The sequence below is a fragment of the Fulvivirga lutea genome (assembly GCF_017068455.1).
Taxonomy (GTDB): domain Bacteria; phylum Bacteroidota; class Bacteroidia; order Cytophagales; family Cyclobacteriaceae; genus Fulvivirga; species Fulvivirga lutea.
This window is the reverse complement of the sequence record NZ_CP070608.1, coordinates 2,554,345-2,573,069: the sequence shown is the minus strand read 5'-3', so window position 1 is coordinate 2,573,069 and position 18,725 is coordinate 2,554,345. Positions and strand designations below refer to the sequence as shown.

The window sequence follows — 18,725 nt, the reverse complement described above, 5'->3', positions numbered from 1 at the left end:
TAGGTTAAATTTGCTAGCATCTTATGAAAGCACTCAAGAATACTAACTTCCAATTTCCAAATCAGACAAATTTTTATAGCGGAAAAGTAAGAGACATCTACTTTTTTGGTGACAAGCTAGCCATGGTAGCAACAGATAGAATTTCGGCATTTGACGTAATTCTGCCTGAAGCAATACCTTATAAAGGCCAGGTTTTAAATCAAATTGCCGCTACTAACCTCAACGCTACGAAAGATATTTGTCCTAACTGGTTAGAAAGCACTCCAGACCCTAACGTGGCTATCGGCATACAATGTGAAACCTACCCTGTTGAAATGGTGATAAGAGGTTATTTGGCTGGACATGCCTGGCGAGAGTACCATGTCGGTAAAAGAACGTTGTGTGGTGTTTCACTTCCTGAGGGCTTGAAGGAAAATGATAAACTACCAGAACCAATCATCACTCCTACTACCAAAGCTCATGAAGGCCATGATGAAGATATCTCTAAAGAAGAGATAATAAGTAAAGGATTAGTTTCAAAAGAAGAATACGAACAACTAGAGAAATATACCTTCGCATTATTTGAGCGAGGCACGCAATTGGCCAAAGATAAAGGTTTGATTTTGGTTGATACAAAATATGAATTCGGTAGAAAAGGAAACACCATCTACTTAATTGATGAAATTCATACACCAGACTCTTCGAGATATTTCTATATGGATGGCTATGAGGACAGGCAAAAAAGAAATGAGCCTCAAAAGCAACTTTCCAAGGAATTTGTTCGTCAATGGTTAATATCAAATGGATTTCAAGGAAAAGATGGACAACAGGTTCCTGAAATGACAGAATCTGTTGTAAATTCAATCTCAGATAGGTATCTTGAACTTTACGAGAAAGTAACTGGCGAAAAATTCATTAAGCAAGATTACTACAACGTTGAAGAAAGAATTAAAAACAATATAATCAGCGCAATTTAGCTGTATAGACAACGATCAGACAATGAAATATACGATAGACAAACAAGAAAAATATAGCCTAGTAAAACTGCACGAAGAGAAACTTGATTCAAGCATCGCACCCGGCTTAAAGTCACAATTAATTACCATTCACGCTGAAGGAGTTAAAAATATTATTCTTGATTTATCTGAAGTGAAGTACACAGATTCTTCCGGATTAAGTGCACTACTTGTTGGCAATAGAGTAGTTCAGGAAAATGGTGGTATTTTTGTTTTAGCGAGTCTATCAGATCATACCACAAAGCTTATTAAAATTTCTCAACTGGATAGTGTGTTAAATATTCTACCTACTGTTGAAGAAGGTATTGATGCTGTTTTCATGAATGAAATTGAAAACGAGTTGGGTGGTGATGATGATGAAGTTTGACGCAAACTAATTGCCATTTGAATTAAAAATATTAGGTTGTAATTCTGCAACGCCTGCCTATGGCAGGCACCACACCTCTCAGTTACTACACACTGGTAAGAATTATTTTCTTATTGATTGTGGGGAAGGCACTCAGGAACGACTCACCCAATATAAAGCACATACAGGGAAAATAAATCATATTTTTATTAGCCATTTGCATGGAGACCATTATTTAGGGTTGATGGGTCTACTTTTTACTATGCATCTACTAAAAAGATCCCATGATATTCATTTATATGGTCAAAGAGGCTTGGATGAGATTATCCTTACACAATTGAGGTATTCTGACAGTAAGCTCAACTATAAAATTGTCTTCCATGAGTTAGACCCAAAAATTAAAGAAAACATCTTCGAAGATGACCAAGTTGAAGTATATAGCTTCCCGTTAAAACACAGAATACCATGTTGTGGCTTCTTATTCAAAGAAAAGCCTAAGCCTTACAGAATAAATAAAGAAAAGCTCACGGATGACATTTCGCTGCAGGCTATTGCTTCATTAAAGCAAGGTAAGGACTTTATTGACGAACGAACCAAAAAGAGCTATAAAGTGGAGGAGTATACACTTCCTCCAAGAAAATCCAGGTCTTATGCCTATTGTTCTGATACCAAATATGATGAAGACATAATACCAATCATTAAAGATGCTGATTTGCTTTATCATGAAGCTACATTTTTAGCGGACAAAGCCAAGTGGGCGCATCTTACTTTTCACAGCACTACTCACGAGGCAGGTAAAATCGCCAAAGCTGCCAATGTAGGGCAGCTATTAATTGGCCATTATTCAGCCAGGTATAAAGATGTTACACCATTTGTAGAAGAGGCTAGAGAAATATTTGCGAACACCATTTTGTCAGAAGAGGGCCAATTAATAGAAGTTGAAGACTAAGTATGAAGCATACACTTGATAAGAAAACCAACCTATTTATTGTTCTTTCAGGCATATTCCTCACCAATGCCCTAATTGCTGAGTTGGTAGGCACAAAAATATTTTCACTTGAAAAAACATTTGGATTTAACCCTGCACAGCTTCAACTCTTTGGCGATTGGGTGCTGGACTTCAACCTTACTGCGGGGGTGGTTCTATGGCCTGTTGTTTTTGTTACCACAGACATCATTAACGAATATTTTGGTAAAGAAGGCGTTAAGAAAATCAGCTACCTGACGGTCATTTTTATATCATTCGCTTTTATTGTAATAAACATTGTTACCTGGCTAGAACCAGCACAATTTTGGTTAGATATTAATGGTAAAACCAACACAGGCGCTGATTTTGATATGAACTTTGCCTTTAACAAAGTCTTTTTACAAGGGGCTGCAATTATTGTTGGTTCATTAGTAGCATTCTTGGTTGGCCAATTGCTGGATGTTTTTGTCTTTCACAAGCTTAGAAAAGTTACTGGCAGTAAATATTTATGGTTAAGAGCAACTGGCTCAACTCTCGTATCTCAATTAGTTGATAGCTTCGTTGTGCTTTTTATTGCGTTCTATCTTTTGGCTCCGGAATCTGCTCAATGGAGTGTTGCTCAGGTAGGTTCTGTCGGTGTAATTAATTACATCTATAAGTTTGTAATAGCACTCGCACTAACACCATTGCTCTATATAGCCCACTATTTAATTGACAACTACTTAGGAAAAGACAAATCAGAACAGCTTATGGAAGATGCTGCTGAATCCAGCTCATCATTTTTCTGATTTTTCTTTTTTAGTCATCTTATCAGGTGGACAAGGGTAACCAAATAGGCAATTGTCTTTAATTGCTGCCACTACCTGACGTGGTATTTTATCTTCCCAACCATCTTCACCCCTTTTAATGCTTTCCAGCACTTCATCAGAAATTATATGCAGGTTATCCATATTAGCTCCCTGAATGTTCACCAATTTGTTATTCTTGATTAAGAAATCAAATAAGCTTCTTTGTTTTTCTGGGAGTTCAAAATTGTCCAATGTATAAACACTTTCTCCTCCTGCTTTAAGTGCCGGGTAAACGAATAGTGTGACATTATTGCCAAATAGTGCCCCAAATGCCTCAAGCACACCACCTCTTAAATCGTGGTAGTATTTCTCATCGAAAACACGCTGCAAATTATGTACACCAAGTATAATACCTATCTTCTTTCCACGAGTCATCTGCGATAAATACTCTACCAGCTTATAATACTCCTGGTAGTTAGAAATCATCACGTGTTGGCCTAGTGCACAAATAATATCCACTCTAGCTAAGAAATCTTCATCGTCTATCTCCCCTTCTGTTCGTAAATCGTTTAGTGTAATTTCCGTTAATACCAATATTTTCGATTTGTCAACATCTTCTTCCTTCTTGAAATGCCGTCTGGCCGTTAGAAGCATATCAACATTCACATGAGTTACAGGTCTGAATCTTCCTCTTAGTACTAAAACATTCTTTTTATAAAGTGCTTCGGAAGGCTGTAATACATGACCATCCGGCCCAAACATGGCAGCTCTGGTTAGGCCATTCTTCACCAGCTTTAAGCTCATGAGTCGGTTATCAACATGCTTAAAGTCAGGGCCACTTAATTGAAACATATCGATACCAATTCTTCCATGTACCAAACCATCAACAAGAGAAACCAACAATTCTTCAGGGTCTTGGATGAAGAAGCATCCAAATATTAAATTAACTCCAACAATACCCACAGCCTGCTGCTGAAGCAGCGCATCGTTATCCAGCATTTTAATGTGAACGATACATTCATTATACGGCCCATTAGGTTTTGTCTGAAATCGTAAACCCATCCAACCATGAGGCTTATTAGTGCGCTCATAGTTCAATGCTTCCATAGTATTGGCAAAAGCAAAGAAGGTAGTTTTATCTGCTTCATGCGGCAATCGCTCTAAAAGCAACCCATATTCATGATCCAGCATGCGCAAGAGCCTTGGCTGACACACATACCTCGGACTATGGCCATAGATAGCATCGCTAAAGCTCATATCATAAGCAGACATGGTTTTGGCAATGGTACCAGATGCTCCACCAGCTTTGAAAAAATTAGCTGCTACTTCCTGCCCAGCACCTATTTCAGCAAATGACCCATAAATATCTCTTCGCAGGTTAATTTGAAGTGCTTTTTCTTTGATTGTAAGTTTTCTGAGCTCGTTCATCTCAATTTTATAACACCTTATGAATGCAAAAGTTGACTAATCAAATGTATCATTTTTTAGACTGTCCTCTAATCATAAATTCAGAATCATTCTATAAATATTTAATTAACTGATATTCTTTTAATTATAGGCTAAGTTTTCTAACTTATGAGCTTGTTTATAGTTCACATTTAAATAATATACGATAAAATGGAAGTACTAGATTTCATTACATTACTCATTATAATGGCGGCTTTTTTCACTCTTATCAATGTGAAATATTTGAAGTTGCCATCAACAATCGGGTTGATGCTTTTAGCTTTAGGCTTATCCCTTTTTATCATTACAGGTGAATATGTATTTAGAACTTTAAACGATTTAGCTTCTAACCTGATGACAGAGTATGACTTTTCAGAAGTACTCTTTCAGGTAATGCTGAGTTTCCTCCTTTTTGCTGGTGCTCTTGAACTTGATTTGAGAAAACTTGGAGAAGAAAAATGGCCAATTTTAATATTAGCAACTGTTGGTGTTTTATTGTCAACGGTTGTGGCAGGTACAGCCATCTACTATATTATACCTCTCATTGGAATCAATCTAGACTATATATACTGTCTACTTTTTGGCGCTCTTATCTCTCCTACTGACCCGATTGCCGTGTTAGCAATGATTAAGAAAACTAAGGTATCTAAGAACTTGGAATCCCAAATAGCTGGTGAATCTCTATTTAATGACGGTGTAGGCGTAGTTGTTTTCTTAACCATATTAGCAATAGCTACTAAAGGTGTTGAGAATGTTGAAATACTAACAGTTGTAGAACTCTTTGCTGTAGAAGTATTTGGTGGATTATTGTTAGGTGCTTTATTGGGTTATGCCGGACTACATTTATTGAAAGTTATTGATAATGAACATACTGAAATAGAAGTTCTGGTAACGCTCTCTATGGTTTTGGGTGGTGCCAGCATTGCAGAGACACTACATGTATCAGGGCCGCTGGCTATGGTAGTAATGGGACTCTTTGTTGGTAGAAAAGGAAGAAACGAAAACCAGGAAGATGCTGCTGGTGAATATGTATACAAGTTTTGGCACCTTATGGATGAGGCCATGAACGCCATACTTTTCATTCTGATAGGTTTACAAATTATCGTGATCAATTACGAGGTAGATTATTTTTACGCAGCAGGTTGTGCTATTGGTGTGGTACTACTGGCAAGACTTATAGGTGTATCGGTGCCGATCTCTTTAATGAGAATTACTAGACATTTTCCAAAATACACAATCAGAATACTAACCTGGAGTGGATTACGCGGGGGTATTTCGGTCGCACTTGCCTTATCACTCTATGAAAATACTAACTTCGACACACGAATAGTTGACGTAATTATTACTATGACTTATTGCGTGGTACTATTCTCAATTGTTGTACAGGGACTTACCATTAATAAATTATTTGCAAAATTTAATGAAGCAAATATGAAGGCTCCTAAGTCCAGGAAGCCACATTAATACTCCTCGTGTAGAAATCTTTTCTTAAGCTGAAAAATTTACACATATTTACAGCCCGTTAAATTTTTATTAAATTATGGCTAACAGAGGAGGCTTTTCAAGTAAGCTCGGATTTATTATGGCAGCAGCAGGATCTGCCGTTGGTTTAGGAAATATATGGAAATTTCCATTTGAGGTGGGTGCCGGTGGTGGTGCAGCTTTTCTTTTAATGTATTTAGCATTTTGCTTTATCCTATGCTTCCCTGTAATGGTTACAGAAATTGCTATTGGAAGAAAAACACAACTAAACCCTGTAGGTGCATTCAAAGCCTTAGGCTATAAAAGATGGTCCATCATAGGTAAAATGGGAATTCTAAGCGGAGTACTCATTCTTTCTTTCTACAATGTTGTAGCTGGTTGGGCATTCGGATACTTCATTGAAATGGTAATGGGTAACTTTGAAGTAGGCGGCAATTTTGGTGAATACATTACGAATGTGTTTAAAATTGGAGGTTATGCAGTAGTGTTCATGGCAACCACTGCGTATATCGTTTCTAAAGGTATTTCGGCTGGTATTGAGCGAGCTTCGAAAATATTAATGCCTACGTTATTCTTTATCATCATTGGCCTAGTGCTATATTCATTTACACTGCCTAATGCTTTTAAAGGCGTTCAGTTTTATTTAGTTCCTGATTTCTCAGAAATAAACCTTGAGGTAGTTTTCAATGCCTTAGGTCAGGCATTCTTCTCACTTTCATTAGGTATGGGCGCATTGATAACGTATGGTAGCTATGTTGGAAAGAAAGATAATATCATCACATCAGCGGCATTTATTACGCTTGCAGATGTTGGCATTGCATTTCTTGCAGGATTAATGATGTTCCCGTTCGTTGCATACCTTACTGAAGGCACTATGGAAGGAGCGGCTCAAGGCCCGGGATTAATATTTGCAGTACTGCCAGGTGTTTTTCAAAGTCTAGGGCCAATTTTAGGAGTTATCGTTGGATCAACGTTCTTCCTATTACTATCTTTTGCTGCACTTACTTCAACGGTAAGTCTGCTTGAAGTACCGGTAACTTACGTTGTTGACGAGCATCAGGTAAAAAGAAGCAGAGCGGTATGGGCCGTTGCATTAACAGTATTTCTTGTAGGGCTTCCATCCTTATTAGGCAATGGTGCAGTGGAGTTTTTTACTTCATTTGTTACATACCCGAGTGGCGAAACTAAAACCTTCATGGATTTGGTGGAGAACATCTCGAGTGACACATTCTTACCCTTAGGCGGTTTCTTAATTTCTGTGTTCGCTGCGTATGTTTGGAAGAAAGAAAACCTACACGAAGAAATAAGTTCAGGATTTGATGGATTCAAAACCTCATTAATAAGAAAATTCTTAGACGTAACTATTAGCTACTTATGCCCAATTATTTTAGGTATAATATTTATTCTGACAGTAAGCCAGAAGTTCTTTGGTGTAAGCTTAATTGACGAGCTATTTTAAGAAATGACAAAATGCTGAAATGAAAAAGCCTTCTGAAATTCAGAAGGCTTTTTTTAGGCAAACTTTTTACCGGCTGTTTCTTTCAATTCGGCCCACTCTGCCTTATTAGGTTCTTTGCCCTCGTCAAAGAATTCAATGAGCCAATTAACGATTTCTTTCTTATACCCAAACTTATCAACTATATCCTCGCAAAATTCGATTTCAGATTCCTCGACAACACCATCCGCATAAACCATCATAACGATATCATATAACTGATCCATTTTTTCATCATGAGTATCAGGAACGTGCAGTTCAAGCTTTTTATCGCTTCTGAGTAATGAAGCAATCTGTCTATCTTTTAACCCATACTTCTCTCCTACCTTATAAATCATTTTCTCCTCATCTGGGTGTAGGTGACCATCAGCCTTCGCCAAAGCAATGAGATTTCTTAGGTGGTTCTTTTTAAAAGAAAGAAATTGATGTTCAAAAAAGCCGATCATAGTTCTTTATTTATGTTTTCCAAAGTCGTTTTGTAAGTGCAATCACTTCATCTAAATCACTTTTTTTCAGTTCCAACCTCTCCGCAATATTTAAACACAAATCGTATTCTTTCTGCTCAATTTCTCCGTCAATCATCGACATGAAAACTACATCTGCCAGTTGCTCTTCTCTATCATCCAAGTCATCTGGAACAATAAATTTAAGCTCGCTGGCTCTTTCCATTATCTTTGATATTTCTTCTGCCGGCAAGCCCAGTTCTTCTGCTCTATCCTCAAGAAATTCTCTTTCGGAGTCTTCAACATGCCCGTCAGCAAAAGCCACGGAAACGAGGTTTTGAAAGTGTTCTAGCTTTATATTCCTCAACGTGATTTGATTTATAGTACTGTGTAAAGTACCAAAAGTAAATAAATTACATCAATAATCTTATGATTGTCAAGACCTTGCCAGGTGTTTTATCCAACCACTTCTCTTTCGTTGTTATTCAAAAAGTCGATTACCAGGCTACTAGCACCGAGAATAGGTGCGCTCTGGTTTTGCAACCCAGAAGGGAGCACCTGCACTTTTCCTCTATAAATAGGCATTAATGTTTCTTCAAGATGCCTCCTAGTTGGTTCAAAAATTAAATCTTTGGCTAAACTTAAACCTCCAAAAAGAAATATTGCCTCCGGATCGGTATGCGCAACGGTATCAGCCAATTTCGCACCTAATACCTGACCGGTATATTCAAATGCATCCTTTGCCACTAAATCACCTCTTTGAGCAGATTCAGCAATCATCTTAGTGGTAAGGTCATGAAAGCTAATACCTCTCAATTCGCTTTCTTCTAAATGGTCTGCAAGCATTTTATAAACAGTTCTTTTTATGCCAGTTGCAGAAACATACGTTTCTAAACAGCCTCTTCTGCCACAACCACATTGCCTTCCTCTTGGGTTGATAATAACATGGCCCAGTTCAGCTGCAAATCCATCATGCCCATGAACTAATTTACCATTGCATACAATTCCAGACCCAAGGCCTGTACCTAAAGTAATGACAATAAAATCTTTCATCACCTGAGCATGACCATAGATCATTTCACCCATAGCCGCTGCGTTAGCATCATTTGTAATCATTACAGGTACATTGAAATCATTTTTCATGATATCAACGATAGGAATAATACCTTTCCACCTCAAATTAGCTGCATGCTCAATTGTACCGCGCAGGTAATTGGCATTAGGTGCCCCAATACCAATACCAATAAGTTTAGTGGAACTACCCACTTCACTCATCCCTTTCTTAATGGCATCGTCTAATTCTTTAATAAAGTCTCTAAAATCACTATGTGTTTGGGTTGTAATTTTAGATTGGAACAATACTTCTCCCGACTGATCTACTAATCCGAATTTAGTAGAGGTACCACCAATATCAATTCCAACAATAATATCACTCATGACTTTTTATACCTTTTATTAATGTGATAACGCACCAGATCGTTAATAGGCTCTTTAATTATTTTACCAACTTCTACTCCTTTATCTTTTGCTACAGCACGAAGTTCAGCTTCAAATATCTGAGCAATGGAGCCGGTAAAATGAGTTTTAACTGATTTATACTTATCTAAAGGAAGAATAAAGTAGTCCATAAAATCAGTCATGCCTTGTTTAATCATTGCCTGGAAGTACTCATGATCTTTATTATTTTGAATAAACTTCATGAATGAGGCAAGGTAAACGTTTGGATAGGGCTTCATGTAAACATTTTCGAGTATTACCTCTTTTGTAAGGCCATATTCATCTGTAAATGCCTTATCAATATCTTTTGGAAGTTGTTTATATAAATAAGCTTTTAATAATTGCTTACCATAATTAGAGCCTCCGCCTTCATCACCTAGTACATAGTCTAATGCGGGTGTTTCCTGTCTAACAATGTCACCATCGAAATAACATGCATTTGAACCTGTGCCTAAAATACATGCTATGGATGGTACTCCTTCGTAAGTGGCAAGTGCAGATGCCACAATATCATGATTTACATAATGATGACTCTTTGGAAAAGCCTTGGAACAAGCTCTGAGCACGCTATTCTGAAAAGACTTACTTCCGCAGCCAGCACTGTAGATATAAATAACTTCAATGGCTTTATCTTTTGTCTCTTTCAAGTTGGAGACTATCTCATATATTTCATCCTCACTATGAAAGATAGGATTTAGCCCACCCGTACTGAATTGACTAATTGTAGTTTCATCTTCGACCAGTTGCCAGTCGCATTTTGATGAACCGCTTACGCCTATTAAAATCATTATATAGAGAGTATTTTAGATATTCTTAATGCATCAGTATCTATCTCATGCCCGTTGCTCATAATCGTTTCAAAGTCGTTAAAAACAGTGAGATTATCTTTAATGCCGACCATTACATCAGTTTTACCATCGAGCAGACCTTCTACGGCATACACACCCATTTTACTCGCCAAAACACGATCGAAATAGGTAGGTGCACCACCTCGTTGCAAATGACCTAGAATCGTCACTTTAGTGTCGTAGTAAGGAAACCGTTTGGTGACTTCGGCAGCGATATCCATAGCGCTACCACTTTTACCGCCTTCGGCCACAATTACTAAACTTGAGCTCTTCTTGCTTTCACCACCTTTATCTAGTTTGGCAACCAATTCATCGATGGTCATTTCTTCTTCAGGAATAATAATGGCTGCCGCTCCTCCTGCAATACCGGAGTTAATGGCTATGGCGCCAGAATCCCGACCCATCACTTCTATGAAGAATAATCTATTATGCGAAAGGGCTGTATCACGTATTTTATCCACAGCATCCACCACGGTATTCGTGGCGGTATCGTAGCCTATCGTATAATCGGTTCCTGGTAAATCATTATCAATGGTGCCCGGAACGCATATTACAGGCAAGCCGAATTCTTTATAAAATGCATGAAGCCCTGTGAAAGTACCATCACCACCAATGGCTACTAATGCATCAATGCCTCTGGATTTTATATTTTCATAGGCTTGTTTTCTTCCTTCGGCTGTTCTAAACTCTTCACTCCTTGCAGACTTAAGTATGGTACCGCCTCTTTGTATGATATTACCTACCGAACGCGCATCCAGCTCTACAATATCATTGTCAATCATGCCTTCGTAGCCACGATATATACCAAATATGTTTTTCTTATAAAATATGCTTGCTCGTACAACGGCACGGATGGCAGCATTCATTCCAGGGGCATCGCCTCCCGAAGTAAATACAGCTATATTATTAATTTCTGATGGCATTTTTGTCGTTATTAATTTCCTAAAATAAGGAAGATTAACCTCTCTTTAACAGTGATTTAATATGAATTTTAAACCGCTGCTTTTGCAAACGATTGAATACTGGAAATAGTTGAGATTATTTTTTTAACAATTTTACACACTCTATTCCTCTGTCACTATTCATTTTCAGAAGGTATAATCCCTTCTTCAAGTTAGTCATATCAAGTTCAATATCAGAATTAGATTGAAATGAATTTGTTTGAATAATTCGCCCGGATAAATCCATTAAGTTATAATAACCGCCATTCAATTTGTGCGAAATAATTACCTGATCCGTTACAGGGTTTGGGTAGACGTTTATGGAACCCGAATCATGATTTTCAACAGAAGTAATAATATTGGTAGTGGTAATTTGCACTTCTGATGATTCAGATGAGTAATTCGCATTAGAAGCAACTACTTTGTACGTGTACCCAACATTAGCCTCTGCTGTTTCATCTAAATATTCTGATGTGTTCATCCCTGAAGATCCTATCTCTTCAAACTCACTTCCGCTACTTCTAAAAATCTTGTAAGATGATTCAATAGAGCTGTTATCCGTCCAATTTAACAACACTCCTTCCCCAGCAACCTCTGACGCAGAAACATTTGTAGGCACAATTGGCTGAACATGTTGAGTAAGTTCTAATGAAGTTGATGGTAATTGAATATCAGTATAAATTCTGAACTCACCTGCCTGCAACATGAGTGATGCGTTATTTGAAGAAATTTCAATAGGGTCGCCATTCGCAAAATAACGATACCAAGTGCCATTGTATGGAAAAGTGGTACTAACAGCTTGTGCCGATAAGTTAAAATTAGCCACAATCACGAAGTTGGCATCAACAACATTGACAGGATTCGCTGTACCATTATCTAAAATGATCTTCTTTACTAAACTTTGAGACTCGTCAAGTGTGAATGATCCACTTTTAAATGCATTAAAGTCAGTCTTTAGCTTGATTAATTCGGAAGTAACTTCATACAGTTTTAAACGGTTTGTCTCCTGATCATAATCTAAACCATCGGATGAAGATGCCCAGGGAATTGGTTTTTCACCCACTCTCCCATTTTGGTTGATGGAAATATCATATCCTAACTCTCCGAATTGCCATAACATTTTAGGCCCGGGAATAGCATAATAAATGGCAGACGCTGACTTTATTCTTTCCAGCGCTATATCAAGATTCTTGGTATTATGGCCACCGGTAGAATTACCATTCTGCAAATTCCGATACACCAATCGCTCCTCATCATGACTCTCCATGTAGGGTATGAGATGAGGATCATTCCAATTTCGATTACCAAAATACGCCCAATCGACATTTGAACCATCGGAATAGCCCATTGTGTTTTGGTTAAAATTATAATTCATATTACCCCAAAGCATCATGCCATAATCAGCTAATACCTTTTCTTCGCTATTAACTGATAAATGTTCAAGTATAACGTAGGCATCAGGGTGATGAGACCAAATATCATCGGCCATTCGAGTAAGTAAATCGATTCTTGATTGATCATAATTACTCCAGGCAGAAACTTCAGAGCCTGTGTCACAATTGCCAGTTGTGCAAGTGTTTCTTTGAGTGAACCCTTTCGATAAATCAAAACGGAACCCATCAAAACGATATTCTTCTAGCCAATAATAATTTACTGTATCTACAAAATTTTGTGTTGCTGTCGACTCATGATTAAAGTCAAAAAATACATTAAAAGGATGTCTTGCCACAGGGTTTAAATAGGGACTATTAGCTGCGGGCCTGAAATTGGTCTGATCCCAGTACATAGCCGCTATAGGATTTCTTTCATGTGTGTGGTTTAATACCATGTCCAGAATAACCGCAATGCCTCTTGAATGGCACACATCGATAAATGCCTTGAGATCATTCTTTGTGCCGTAATATTTATCAGGCGCAAAGAAGTATGCCGGATTGTATCCCCAACTATTGTTACCATCAAATTCCATAATTGGCATTAGTTGAATGGCATTAATTCCTAAACTCTCCAAATAATCTAACCTATTAATTACTGCATCATAATTCTGGTCATCCTCAAAGTCACGTACAAGTAATTCATAAATTACAAGGTCTTCTTTTGCAGGTGCAGTAAAGTCGTTAGTTGACCAATTATATTCCTGCTGCCCGGTTTGCATCACACTCACCCAACCCTCTGGAATATCGGAATCTGGATAACTTAATAAATCCGGATAGGTTGAATTGGGAATGAAACTGTCATTATTGGGATCCAATATTTTATCTGAATATGGATCTCCCACGAAAATGTCTTCATCCACCAGATATTGAAAAGCATATTCAGTTCCAGCATTTAATCCAGTCACATTAAGCCAAAAATAATCACCATCCTTGGCCATCTGATAGTTGGTAGAGGGGATCCAATCATTGAAATCACCGAGCAGGTAAACAGAGCGCTTTAATGGTGCATATAAACAAAAAGTAGCTTCCGTAGCATCTGCAGAATAATTAATACCGGGAATTATTCCTGTTGGCCGTGAGGCAAGATTTTCTGAACGTACAATAACCAAAATTTCATCTGAAACTGTAGATCCACCAGCAGTAGCACTTACCCTAAAGGTAGTAGTACCCAATTGAGTTATGGTGGTATTAAAGCTAATACTTGTTCCATTATTGGAAGCTACAGGGCTTCCATTTTGAAATAAAGTTAGGCTACTTGAAACTGATGAATTGGCAGTGATGCTAACTGATTCATTTAAATCGATAAATAGAAATGGTTCTGATGGTGAATTGATAGAAACAGCTAATTCTCCAGTTGATATATCTATTTCAAAATCTTGTGTTTGACCTAATGGCCAATCAGATGCTTTTGCCAAAAAGCCGATTTTAGTAATTTCTTCTGCGGGTTTATTGAAGAAATCAGTAGGCACAAACGTAATTTCAAACTCATTTGGGTTACCTGTAGGTGTGAACTTAGCATCATCCAAAGAGCCATCATTGGGAACAGGATTTATGTTTGTTGGTGCATCGCAATTAGAAGTGCAGTTTTCAGGTAGAAAAGCCCAAATCCAGACATCTGTCTCATCTTCCATGTCTGAATCACCTGTTAAATCAATAGTAATAGTTAGCGGTGCATCTGCTGTAGGAAATGTGGGATCGGTTGAAAATGATTGCGCATAAATGAACTGAGAGCCAACAAAAAGCAGTAAAAAAGAAAAGATATATTTCATAAGAATGCTTTTAAAAAGAAATAGCGTGGCGAGCCACGCTATTTCTGATAAATAATATTGATTTATTCTTCAATCAAAGCATATCGACCATCCAAATCATTGAACCAAATTGTATAAGTTGCTTCAGTAACTGGAATATTTGGTCCTCCAAAAGAACCTTGACCATAGGGAGCAGTGTCTGAGCCCCAATTTACATCCCAGCCATCATTTGCTCTAAATTTCATTTCTCCATTAACTAAAGATTCAGACGTAATAAACCAGATGTGAGAATCAACGGTAGACTGAACCATATCGGTATCAGGATCATTCCAACCATTTGGAGTAGCGCTACCAATAATTGCAACTGTAGTATATGAAGCAGAACCTGTAATATCAACAGGTTCAAAGGTATAAGTTCTTGTAGCCCCATTAAACACAAACTCATAATAACCAGCAGAACTCACATTTATTGTTCCAGGGTCGCTACCTGTACCATCATTAACCCCCAAAATGCCGTCTCCTACACTTCCCCACTGTGGTTGCCATTGACCTTTTACTTCCAATATTTTGAAAGCTCCGGCATTAAAGTATCCTTTATAATAAAACTTACCCGTATTAACCGGATCTCTGAACAAGGCTGGGTTGTTATTATTATTATCCCATCCAGCTGCGGTTGCATCACCTACTAAGAATAATTGAGGGATTTCAACTAAATATCTTGTGATTGATACACTATATACATTTGATATTGATGAAAAATTACCACTTGTAGCAACAACGCGCCAGTCTAACATAGCTGTTGCTCCTGGATCAATTCCAACATCAGCCAACGCATCCTCTAACTGTTGAAATGTTAAAGTCAGATAATTTTCCACTCCACTGTTATTCGATGGTAAAGTTAATAATGGTGTGTCAAAATCGCCCCCATCAGCATCTGCCTGCCATTCGTAAGTAATATCTCCGCCTGTCGAAACAAATGATTCTTGCCATATGATTTCAACTATTTCATCAGGAGTAGCAGATATTAAACTTACACCAGCCCCATCAGAAGGAGATATTAAGAAGAAATTTGACATTCCATCTTCACCTCTTTCTAAAGTAACTGTACTAGTTTCAGCTGTTAAAGTATAATCACCATTATTGGCAATAACATTCCAGTTGAAAGTTACAGACTGACCTTTTGCTACACCTAAACTTGATAAAGCATCATCTAATTGCGAATTTGTAAAAGTTAACTGAGTAGAAAGACCTTCATTATCTGAAGGTATGCTCAGTGCTGGATTAGTTATGGAACCTGATTCATCAAAAGCTACCCATGTATAAGTTACATCTGAGTTTAAGCCAGAGACAGCTTCAGTCCATGATACAATAACTTCTTTATCAGGCTCAACTAAACTTACGTCAATTGTTCCTTCTACAGGGATAAGCGAAAAGTTGTCTAGTGATTCTTTTCCCGTTACTGGAGCATCTATTTCCTCTTCACTACAAGAAGCAATAAAGAAAAAACCTGCTATTAAGAATAAACATATATTAATTTTCATAATTCAATAATTTAATCCAGTGATAACAAAAACAGTTCGTGTCTGGTGGCAGATTTTCTCAAACCATCAGAACTTACATAATTGTATTTAATTGAAATAATTTCATCTCCTGTGCCTAATTGAAAAAGGTTTTCAGGTATGATGGTTAGCGAAAATAATTTATACCCTCTTTTAGTCATTTGAAGACTAGGTGTGTTGATTACCTCATCTTCTGATACAATTTCGAAATCTGATTCTAATGTACCATTGGCTCTTCTAATGTCCGCAACAGGAAATACAAATACTTCATTAAGATCATTTACAGCATTATCGTCAGACAAACTCTGATCAAAATAAATTGTAACAATGTCTTCCTGAGTAAACTTTGAGGGGAATGATCTATTTTCATTAGGCACGAATTCAATAGGTGTTACATCAACAGTAAAATCCTGTGTTTGAATACCGTCACCCCAGTCAACACTCTTTAGTACAAATCCAATTTGTTGTATTTCACCAGGAGATTTTCCGAAAAATTCAGTCGGCACAAATGTAATTGAATAAACATCCGGGTTGTCAGGGTCTCTTGTCATTTTCGCAGGATCTGTTTCCGGACCTCCAGCAGGGTTTATGTTTGATGGAGCATCGCAATTTGCTGTACAACCACTCGAAATAAATACCCAAGCCCATACATCGCCATTGAAACCAACTAAGCTCTCATTCGAACTAAGAGATGCATCTATTGTAAAAGTTACTTCATCCTCAGCCGTAAAAACAGCAGGGTTTGTCCTAACAAGCTGTGCACTGGCATTAAATGCCACCACTATAAATAATATGAATATTGCTATATTTTTCATGTTACTGTCTTTCAAATTTATATTCATAACTAAGGAAGGCGTTTGTTATTTCACCTTCACTATTTCTTTGATACCTGACAAACTTTAACGTCAGAACACCTTCTGATAAGCCTTCATAAGTTCCAATATCAATAGTTCTGCCACCTTCAAATAATATTTGAGAGGGGAATTCTTGATTATCAAGTGAATAAGTACCTGAAGTTGAACCCACTATATTTGGTGAGTTACCAGCAGTTACCGAATAAGTTCCATCTGCATTTAGTGTTAGAACCAAATCAGTAAAATCAAATAATGAGGTTATATCCTCTCTTAAAACAAACTCTGGAAAGCCCTTTCTAACGGCATCTTCATCTGTTTGTATAACACTTGTTAAAGCCCACGTACCAGAAAGTAATGCGGTTTTACTTTCAGCAGGCTCCAACTTAAGATCCTCTATATCATCGCTACATGCTGTTACAACAAGCAAAGTAATTGCCAGCATATAAGTCCATTTATTTTTTATAATATTTTTCATAATCGCTTGATTCATTTAATTAGCAATCGTTTTGTTGAATGGAAGGATTACCATTTACTTCCGAGTTAGGTATTTTGAATAACAACTCACACGAATTGTAAGGTATGCCCTGAATATTTTGCTTAGTTCTTTTTAACTCATGGAATCTATCACTATACTCAAAAGCCATTTCCAACCTTCTCTCCTCTCTTATTTGTTCTATTAAATCAGCTTGGCCGCTAAATGTCACCGTTAAGGCAGGATCGTTAAAAGCTCTCCTTCTCACAGTTTGTAAATCAGCTGCTGCAAGGTTCAACTGGTTATCTTGTGCATAAGACTCTGCTCTGATTAAAAGAATATCGGCTAATTTAATAACAGGTAAATTGATAACAGGTTGGCCATTTCTATCATATTTAGCCACATAATATCTTTCCTCTCCACCAGAACTTGCTGATCTTAAATTATACCAGCTAGAACGTGTATCATTAGGATTTGATGTAGCTAATTCACCAAATTCAAAACTCGCATAGAAGTTTGGATCTTGATTATCCTGAGAATAAGTACCCACGATAGCAGCTCCGGCATCATCAGCAACAATACTATTAAATTCAAATATAGACTCATCACTATGATCAATTTGCCATAAGTCATTTACACTTGCATTTAATGTATAGCCTCCTTGAGTAACAACAGCATTCGCTTCAATTAATGCATTGTCATAATCACCTTGTTGAAAATATACTTTAGCAAGTAATGCCCTCGCTGCCATGGCAGTCGCGCGGCCATCTAGATCAGCAGTCATTAATCCCTGCGCATTAATTAAATCTTCAATGATTTGATCATATACAGCTTGAACTGTCGCTCTTGGCTGCGATGAAATTGATCTACTGGCAGTGATTCTTAAAGGAACACCTAATTGTTCATTTACCTGTCCAAATTCATAAGGAAAGGCAAAATATTTAATCAATTCAAAATGACAGAACGCTCTGATAAATAAAGCTTCTCCAACAAATTGATCTCTTTCAGCACCAGATGCAAAATTATCGGCCTCCAAAATCACATTATTAGCTCTATTAATAGTTAAATAAAGCTCATTCCACATTCCTCGAACTGTTGTATTCTGAAAATTAAAATTCAGCGTTAATATTTGAGAAATATCAAAACCTGTTGAGTTTGCTGGCGTTGTTTCAATTTCTTCTGCCATCAAACTTCCTATCCAGTTACTTACGCCACCTAAAGCACCGCCCGATCTAAACACCGAGTATGTACCTATGAGGGCAAGTTCTACATCTTCTATACTATTAAAAGCTTCATCAGTAAGTATGGTATTTTCGCCTTCTGGTTGAAAATCCAGCTCACATGAAGTAATACTTGTAATAAAAAATGCAAGTATTAGTATGTTAAATATTTTCTTCATTTTCATAATCAA

The 18,725-nt window shown here is 37.3% G+C and carries 17 protein-coding genes; 6 read left to right on the top strand and 11 right to left on the bottom strand.

Annotated features, from left to right (window positions below):
- Positions 1–23 precede the first annotated feature (23 nt).
- Genes JR347_RS11590 through JR347_RS11575 form a run of 4 tightly spaced genes read left to right on the top strand, consistent with a single transcriptional unit; the run spans position 24 to position 3,096 of the window.
- A complete protein-coding gene (locus JR347_RS11590) occupies positions 24–956 on the top strand; it encodes a phosphoribosylaminoimidazolesuccinocarboxamide synthase (protein WP_205720771.1) in 933 nt (310 codons plus the stop codon).
- A gap of 22 nt (positions 957–978) precedes the next feature.
- Positions 979–1,362: an STAS domain-containing protein gene (locus tag JR347_RS11585; RefSeq protein ID WP_205720770.1), complete on the top strand. Its 384-nt coding sequence runs from the start codon at positions 979–981 to the stop codon at positions 1,360–1,362.
- A 10-nt stretch (positions 1,363–1,372) separates the two neighbouring features.
- A complete protein-coding gene (locus JR347_RS11580; RefSeq protein WP_205720769.1) occupies positions 1,373–2,290 on the top strand; it encodes a ribonuclease Z in 918 nt (305 codons plus the stop codon).
- 2 nt (positions 2,291–2,292) lie between these two features.
- Positions 2,293–3,096, top strand: coding sequence for a queuosine precursor transporter (locus tag JR347_RS11575; protein ID WP_205720768.1), 804 nt, complete (start codon positions 2,293–2,295; stop codon positions 3,094–3,096).
- Here the strand turns inward: JR347_RS11575 and JR347_RS11570 are convergent.
- Positions 3,085–4,524, bottom strand: coding sequence for a TonB-dependent receptor (locus JR347_RS11570; RefSeq protein ID WP_205720767.1), 1,440 nt, complete (start codon positions 4,522–4,524; stop codon positions 3,085–3,087). The two genes, JR347_RS11575 and JR347_RS11570, sit on opposite strands and share 12 nt — an antisense overlap.
- Before the next feature lie 189 nt (positions 4,525–4,713).
- On the opposite strand from JR347_RS11570, the gene JR347_RS11565 reads away from it, so the two are divergent.
- Positions 4,714–6,006, top strand: a complete 1,293-nt coding sequence (locus tag JR347_RS11565) for a cation:proton antiporter (RefSeq protein ID WP_205720766.1) — start codon at positions 4,714–4,716, stop codon at positions 6,004–6,006.
- Between the two features lie 76 nt (positions 6,007–6,082).
- Entirely contained in the window at positions 6,083–7,483 is a 1,401-nt protein-coding gene (locus JR347_RS11560) for a sodium-dependent transporter (RefSeq protein WP_205720765.1), read from the top strand.
- A 53-nt stretch (positions 7,484–7,536) separates the two neighbouring features.
- Here the strand turns inward: JR347_RS11560 and JR347_RS11555 are convergent, their stop codons facing one another.
- The 10 genes from JR347_RS11555 to JR347_RS11510 all read right to left on the bottom strand — a co-directional run bounded on the left by JR347_RS11555 (position 7,537) and on the right by JR347_RS11510 (position 18,713).
- Entirely contained in the window at positions 7,537–7,965 is a 429-nt protein-coding gene (locus tag JR347_RS11555; RefSeq protein ID WP_205720764.1) for a tellurite resistance TerB family protein, read from the bottom strand.
- A gap of 10 nt (positions 7,966–7,975) precedes the next feature.
- The gene (locus JR347_RS11550) at positions 7,976–8,329 is read right to left on the bottom strand and encodes a tellurite resistance TerB family protein (RefSeq protein ID WP_205720763.1); all 354 of its coding nucleotides are present in this window, start codon (positions 8,327–8,329) and stop codon (positions 7,976–7,978) included.
- A gap of 89 nt (positions 8,330–8,418) precedes the next feature.
- Positions 8,419–9,399 (bottom strand): ROK family protein, encoded by a 981-nt coding sequence (locus JR347_RS11545; RefSeq protein ID WP_205720762.1) that lies wholly within the window; start codon positions 9,397–9,399, stop codon positions 8,419–8,421.
- Positions 9,396–10,247, bottom strand: coding sequence for a hypothetical protein (locus tag JR347_RS11540; RefSeq protein WP_205720761.1), 852 nt, complete (start codon positions 10,245–10,247; stop codon positions 9,396–9,398). Before JR347_RS11540 ends, JR347_RS11545 begins: the two co-directional genes overlap by 4 nt.
- Positions 10,247–11,230, bottom strand: a complete 984-nt coding sequence (gene pfkA, locus JR347_RS11535; RefSeq protein WP_205720760.1) for a 6-phosphofructokinase — start codon at positions 11,228–11,230, stop codon at positions 10,247–10,249. The genes JR347_RS11540 and pfkA overlap by 1 nt, the downstream gene beginning before the upstream one ends.
- Positions 11,231–11,345: 115 nt before the next feature.
- On the bottom strand, positions 11,346–14,450 hold the full coding sequence (locus JR347_RS11530) for an alpha-amylase family glycosyl hydrolase (RefSeq protein ID WP_205720759.1): 3,105 nt from the start codon (positions 14,448–14,450) through the stop codon (positions 11,346–11,348).
- A 62-nt stretch (positions 14,451–14,512) separates the two neighbouring features.
- Positions 14,513–15,970, bottom strand: a complete 1,458-nt coding sequence (locus tag JR347_RS11525) for a SusF/SusE family outer membrane protein (RefSeq protein ID WP_205720758.1) — start codon at positions 15,968–15,970, stop codon at positions 14,513–14,515.
- Between the two features lie 11 nt (positions 15,971–15,981).
- Positions 15,982–16,803, bottom strand: a complete 822-nt coding sequence (locus JR347_RS11520) for a DUF4961 domain-containing protein (RefSeq protein WP_205720757.1) — start codon at positions 16,801–16,803, stop codon at positions 15,982–15,984.
- A 1-nt stretch (position 16,804) separates the two neighbouring features.
- Positions 16,805–17,317 carry a DUF5004 domain-containing protein gene (locus JR347_RS11515; protein WP_205720756.1) on the bottom strand — a complete coding sequence of 171 codons (513 nt, stop codon included), beginning with the start codon at positions 17,315–17,317 and terminating at the stop codon, positions 16,805–16,807.
- 19 nt (positions 17,318–17,336) lie between these two features.
- Positions 17,337–18,713: a RagB/SusD family nutrient uptake outer membrane protein gene (locus JR347_RS11510; RefSeq protein ID WP_205720755.1), complete on the bottom strand. Its 1,377-nt coding sequence runs from the start codon at positions 18,711–18,713 to the stop codon at positions 17,337–17,339.
- Between the last annotated feature and the right edge of the window lie 12 nt (positions 18,714–18,725).